Source organism: Corynebacterium glyciniphilum AJ 3170, assembly GCF_007673095.1.
Classification (GTDB): Bacteria; Actinomycetota; Actinomycetes; order Mycobacteriales; family Mycobacteriaceae; genus Corynebacterium.
Genome location: NZ_VDYZ01000234.1, coordinates 1 through 270 on the forward strand (window position 1 = coordinate 1; position 270 = coordinate 270).

Sequence of the window (270 nt, forward strand, 5' to 3'; positions counted from 1 at the left end):
CGATCTCCCACCACACGTTCCACTCCGTCATACCCCCCTCCATCCCCTTCCCCCTCTTCACCCTCTCCTCCAACATCATCTACCCCTACCCCCACTCCAACTCCATCTCCCCCACCCTCTCCAAGAACTCCCCCCCCTTCATCTTCCCCTTGCCCATCCCCGCATCCTCCACCATCTCCTCATACTCCTCCCTCACCGACATGTCCGCGAACCCCCGCCCGTACATGCGCTCCACCTCCTACCCCCACAACAGCTACATGTCCTCGTTAC

At 61.1% G+C, this 270-nt stretch carries 1 protein-coding gene; it reads right to left on the bottom strand.

From position 1 onward, the window contains the following. Positions 1-85: 85 nt before the first annotated feature. The gene (locus FS507_RS17915; RefSeq protein WP_186314772.1) at positions 86-235 is read right to left on the bottom strand and encodes a hypothetical protein; all 150 of its coding nucleotides are present in this window, start codon (positions 233-235) and stop codon (positions 86-88) included. Positions 236-270: the final 35 nt, after the last annotated feature.